Genomic DNA, 4,855 nt, shown 5'->3' with positions numbered 1-4,855 from the left:
TTCCGTGACTTCGGCGGCGATGTCCTCCAGCTCTGCCTCGACCAGATCCGGCGCGATCTTCAGGAACACCGGCGGCTGGGCGGTTGCCGCGGCGCGCGCGGCCATGACCCGCGACAAGAGCTCGCCAAGCTGCTCACGCGCCTGCATGTTGCGTAGGCCCGGCGTGTTGGGCGAGGAGATGTTGACGGTCAGATAGCTGGCGTATTGCGCAAACCGGGCGGCGCCGCGCTCATAGTCGCCGATGCGGTCGCTGCTGTCCTTGTTGGCGCCGATGTTGACGCCGACGATGCCGCCACGCCCCTTGCGCGCAGCAAGGCGCTTTTCGGCCGCTGCATGGCCTTCATTGTTGAAGCCCAATCGGTTGATCACCGCATCGTCGGCCGTCAGCCGGAAAATGCGCGGCTTCGGATTGCCGGCCTGCGCCAGCGGCGTGATCGTGCCGACCTCGGCAAAGCCGAAGCCCAGGCCAAGCAGCGCGTCGGGCACTTCGGCGTTCTTGTCATAGCCGGCCGCCATGCCGAGCGGATTGGGGAAATCGAGGCCGCAGATGCTGACCGTCAGCCTGTGGTCGCGGATCGCTGGTGCACCAACCGGAACGCCGCATCGCAAGGCCGCGATCGACAGGCCATGCGCGGTTTCCGGATCGAAGGCGAACAGCAGCTTCTGGCCGAGCCGGTCGAGCACGCTCATTGCCCCTCCAGTGCCGGGAACTGGTGCACACCATCGGAGCCAAGCGGCAGTGGCCGGACCCACAGCACAGCCTTGAGGCCGAGCGGACCATAAAGATGCGGAAACAGCGCACCACCGCGCGAGACCTCGTATCTCAGCGCAGCACCCAGGCTGGCGCCGTCGATGGCGACCAGCAGAAGGTCGGTCTGGCCGGCAAAGTGCTTTGCCGCCGTTTCCTTGACCTGCGCCGCCGTGGAGAAGTGGATGAAGCCGTCTGCGACATCAATCGGCGCGCCGGTGAAGCGGCCATGCGTTTCGGCCTCGCGCCAAAGCGCCTGCGGGGTTATCTTGTAGATAATCTGAGACATGGTTGCGCTATAGAGCAGTTCCAGGAAAAGTGTGAAACGGTTTTCCCGGGAAAAGCGCATAGCGCTTTCCCTTGGGAATTGCTTCAAAAGATTCCGAACCAGCCATTCGGGAAAGGCCACGCCAAGGGTCTTCCCCATTTCCGGCGCAAACATGCGATATCTGAGGCCTTTGCCATGGAGGACAACATGCGTCTGCAGCACATCTTGATCCCCGCCGCGCTCGTTTCGCTGGTCGCGGCTTCAGCTTATTCGGAAGAAACCGACCGCTACCGGCTGGAAAAGTCGGCCACCGGCTATATCCGCATGGACACCCAGACCGGCGCCATGTCGATCTGCGACGAACGCTCCGGCCAGCTCGTCTGCAAGATGGCGGCCGACGAACGCGCCGCTTTCCAGGACGAGGTCGACCGCTTGCAGACCTCGATGAAGGCGATGGACGAGCGCGTCACCAAGCTCGAGAATTCGCTCTCCGCCCGCCTCGAATCGAAACTGCCGAGCGAAGAGGATTTCAACAAGACGATGGGCTACATGGAGCGCTTCCTGCGCGGCTTCATGGGGATCGTCAGGGATATGGACAAGGACAACGGCGCCCAGCCCAATTCGCAGAAGACCTGAGCGTTTCAACCACGGGAGGCGGCGCACTGGCTTTGCCGCTTGAAAACAGCGCGCAGCCGCTCATAATCGTCCAGTTGAACCCGAAAAGCCAAAAATCATCGGGGATTCGGGGAGGGACATTTGCCGGCAGGCTATTCTTTCGTCATCGCCGACGATCACCCGCTGTTTCGCGGTGCGCTGCGCGAAGCGCTCGCCGGCATCGGCAATGTCGCCGCCATCCATGAAGCCGGCGATTTCGAGAGCGCCAAGGCGCTGGTCGTTGCCAACGAGGACGTCGACCTGGTGCTGCTCGACCTGTCGATGCCGGGCGCCAGCGGCCTGTCCGGCCTGATCTCGCTGCGTGGCATTCATCCGGCGGTGCCGCTGGTCGTGGTGTCGGCGCATGACGATCCGGCGACCATCAGGCGGGCGCTCGACCTCGGCGCTTCCGGCTTCATCTCCAAATCGGCCAGCATGGAAGAGATCCGCAGCGCCGTGCAATCGGTGCTTGCCGGCGATATTGCAGCACCCGTCGGCGTCGATCTCGGCACCGAGCGCGACCCTGAAATATCCGACCTGATCAAGCGGCTGCAGGCGTTGACGCCGCAGCAGACCCGGGTGCTCGGCATGCTGGCCGAGGGCCTGCTCAACAAGCAGATCGCCTATGAACTCGGCGTCTCCGAGGCCACCATCAAGGCGCATGTCTCCGCCATCCTGCAGAAGCTCGGCGTCGACAGCCGCACCCAGGCGGTGATCCTGCTGTCCAAGATCGGCAGCGACCCGCTGCAGCCGGCGGGTTAGACCCCTATTCCGCCGCCGGCGCCAGCGGCCTGACCCTGGCCATCATCGAGCGCAGTACCGCTGGTTTGAGCGGTTTGTTGATCACCGCAATCTCGAGCCCGCCGGCGGCCGTGCGCACCTCGTTGGAGCGGTCGGCGGTGACCAGCACGGCCGGCAGGGTGTCGCCATGGATCGCACGCAGCCTGACGACGAGTTCGAGGCCGGTTTCGCCGTCGAGATGGTAGTCGGCAAGGACGATGTCCGGGCGGTGTATCTTCGCGGTCTCCAGATCCTTTGAACCGGACGCGGTGTCGACGTTGCAACCCCAGCCTTCGAGCAGGAGCCGCATGCCTTCGAGGATGCGGGCGTCGTTGTCGATGCACAGCACGTGCAGACCGGCCAGCGAGGCCGTCGCGCGGGCGGGAGCCCTGGCTTCGATCTCGCGTCGTGCCTGCACGGCCGCGACGGGCAGGATAACGGAGAATCGCGTGCCCTTGCCCGGACTGGAAAAGATGCGGATCTCCAGGCGCAACACCCGGGCGATGCGGTCGACGATGGAGAGGCCGAGACCGAGGCCCTCGGCCTCGCGCGCGCCCTCGTCGAGCCGGGTGAATTCGCGAAAGACGGTGTTCAGCTTGTCGCCGGCGATGCCGATGCCGGTGTCGATCACCTGGATCTCGGCCAATTCGCCGCGCCGCCTGACGCCAACCAGGACGCACCCCTGGCGCGTGTATTTGATGGCGTTGGAGACGAGATTCTGGATCAGGCGGCGCAGCAAATTGCGGTCCGTCGTCACCGTCAACGATGACGGCATGATGGTCAGCTCGAGCTTCTTTTCGGCCGCGAGCGGGCGGAAGTCGTTGCCGATCTGGCGCAGCAATCCGTCGAGGTTGAAGGCGGTGTCATCCGGCTTCATCGCGCCGGCATCGAGGCGGGAGATGTCGAGCACGGCGCCGAGAATCGTCTCGACCGATTCCAGCGAGGATTCGATGTTCACGGCCGCCTTGCCGGCAGGTCCCTTGCCGGCCTTCTCGATCAGCGAGGAGCAATAGAGCCGGGCGGCGTTCAGCGGCTGCAGGATGTCGTGGCCGGCGGCGGCGAGGAAGCGCGTCTTGCCGAGATTGGCCTCCTCGGCCAGCATCTGTGCCTGCGCCAGTTCCTCATTGACCCGGGTCAGTTCGATGGTGCGCGTCTTGACGCGCTGCTCCAGCGATTCATTGGCACGCTTCAGTGCCAGGTCCTGCTCGACGCGACCGGAAATGTCGGCATAGGTGGCGACGATGCCGCCGTCCGGCATCGGGTTGGAACGCAGTTCCAGGATGCGGCCCGAGGTTTTCAGCTCCATCTGCCATGGGCTGACGAAGCTGGTCAGCCGGTTGAGCATGGCCACACGCTGATCGGCAGGGATGTCGCCGCGCTCGGCGAGATGGCGCAGGATGCGGTCGAGCGAGACGCCGACCTGGCCCATCTCGTCGGGCAGGTCGAACAGTGCCCGGTACTGGCGGTTCCAGCAGATCAGGCGGAAATCCCGGTCGAAGACGGTGATGCCCTGTTCCATCTGGTCGAGCGCGATCTGCAAGAGGTCGCGGTTGTGCTGCAGCGCCTCGGTGGCGTCGTCGAGCAAGCGGAAGGCATCTCGGGATTCGCGGTCGTGGCGCCGAAACAGCAGCGACAGGATCAGTCGTGCCGAGGAGGAGCCGACGGCGCTGGCCAGCAGCTGCTCGGAAAAGCGGATGACGTCCATGCTCGCCTGCTCGTTGCCGTGCAGAGAGGCTCCGTTGGTCTTTTCGAACGACTGGAAGGAGCGCTCGGTGCGCTCGACGCCGAGATAGCGCCCGATCGTGTCCTTCAGGTCGTTGACGGTGATGGCGGTGCGGAAACGGCGCAGGCTGGGCATCGGGCCGGCATCGCGCGGCACGAAGATCGACGCCTGGATGCGTTCCAGCGGCACCGACGCGCGCGACAGCGAGCCGAGCACGAAAAACACCGCATTGATCGACAGGCTCCATAACACGCCGTGGTTCAGCGGTTCGGCGACGGTGCCGAACAGGGCCTGCGGCCGCAGCGCCTCGAAGCCGAACAGCCCGTGCACGATGATGCCGGTATCGGCCGCGGCAAGCGACGGCAGGAGCAGTGTGTAGCCCCATACGAGGATGCCGGCGACCATGCCGAGTGCCGCACCCCGGCCGTTGGCGCCGCGCCAGATCAGCCCGCCGATCAGGGCGGGGGCGAACTGGGCGATGGCCGCGAACGACATCAGGCCGATCGACGACAGGCGCGCGCTGTTGGTGCTCTCGCGGTAGTAGAGGAAGGCGATGAACAACAGGATGAAGATCGCCCCGCGCCGCACATTGAGGATCAGCGTCGACCAATCCTCGGTCTCGGAGGTCGAGGTCTTGAGCAGGCGGCGCACGAACAGCGGAATGACGAGATCGTTGGAGATC

Annotated in this window: 5 protein-coding genes; 2 read left to right on the top strand and 3 right to left on the bottom strand. The window is 64.9% G+C overall.

Going from position 1 to position 4,855, the window contains the following annotated elements; all coding sequences use genetic code 11:
• A partial coding sequence (gene pyrD / locus EN925_RS23625) for a dihydroorotate dehydrogenase (quinone) (RefSeq protein WP_128336973.1) occupies positions 1–690 on the bottom strand: 690 nt, incomplete at its 3' end.
• Complete coding sequence (locus EN925_RS23620; RefSeq protein WP_024503140.1) at positions 687–1,037, bottom strand: DUF952 domain-containing protein; 351 nt, start codon at positions 1,035–1,037, stop codon at positions 687–689. The genes pyrD and EN925_RS23620, both read right to left, overlap by 4 nt.
• 186 nt (positions 1,038–1,223) lie before the next feature.
• Here EN925_RS23620 and EN925_RS23615 point away from each other — a divergent pair, with 186 nt between their 5' ends.
• Positions 1,224–1,652 carry a hypothetical protein gene (locus EN925_RS23615; protein WP_013533615.1) on the top strand — a complete coding sequence of 143 codons (429 nt, stop codon included), beginning with the start codon at positions 1,224–1,226 and terminating at the stop codon, positions 1,650–1,652.
• Positions 1,653–1,772: 120 nt separating this feature from the next.
• Positions 1,773–2,432 carry a response regulator transcription factor gene (locus EN925_RS23610; RefSeq protein ID WP_064995689.1) on the top strand — a complete coding sequence of 220 codons (660 nt, stop codon included), beginning with the start codon at positions 1,773–1,775 and terminating at the stop codon, positions 2,430–2,432.
• A gap of 4 nt (positions 2,433–2,436) precedes the next feature.
• On the opposite strand, the gene EN925_RS23605 is transcribed toward EN925_RS23610, so the two are convergent.
• Positions 2,437–4,855 (bottom strand): NahK/ErcS family hybrid sensor histidine kinase/response regulator (locus tag EN925_RS23605; protein WP_128336972.1); only part of this gene is annotated, 2,419 nt, incomplete at its 5' end.

Origin of the sequence: Mesorhizobium sp. M7A.F.Ca.US.006.04.2.1 (assembly GCF_004022915.1) — a bacterium.
Classification (GTDB): Bacteria; Pseudomonadota; Alphaproteobacteria; order Rhizobiales; family Rhizobiaceae; genus Mesorhizobium; species Mesorhizobium ciceri.
This window is presented reverse-complemented; position numbering and strand designations above follow the sequence as displayed.

Coding starts and splice junctions, on each gene's coding strand:
- EN925_RS23615 (WP_013533615.1), top strand. CDS start 1,224: ATGCGTCTGCAGCACATCTTGATCCCCGCCGCGCTCGTTTCGCTGGTC.
- EN925_RS23620 (WP_024503140.1), bottom strand. CDS start 1,037: ATGTCTCAGATTATCTACAAGATAACCCCGCAGGCGCTTTGGCGCGAG.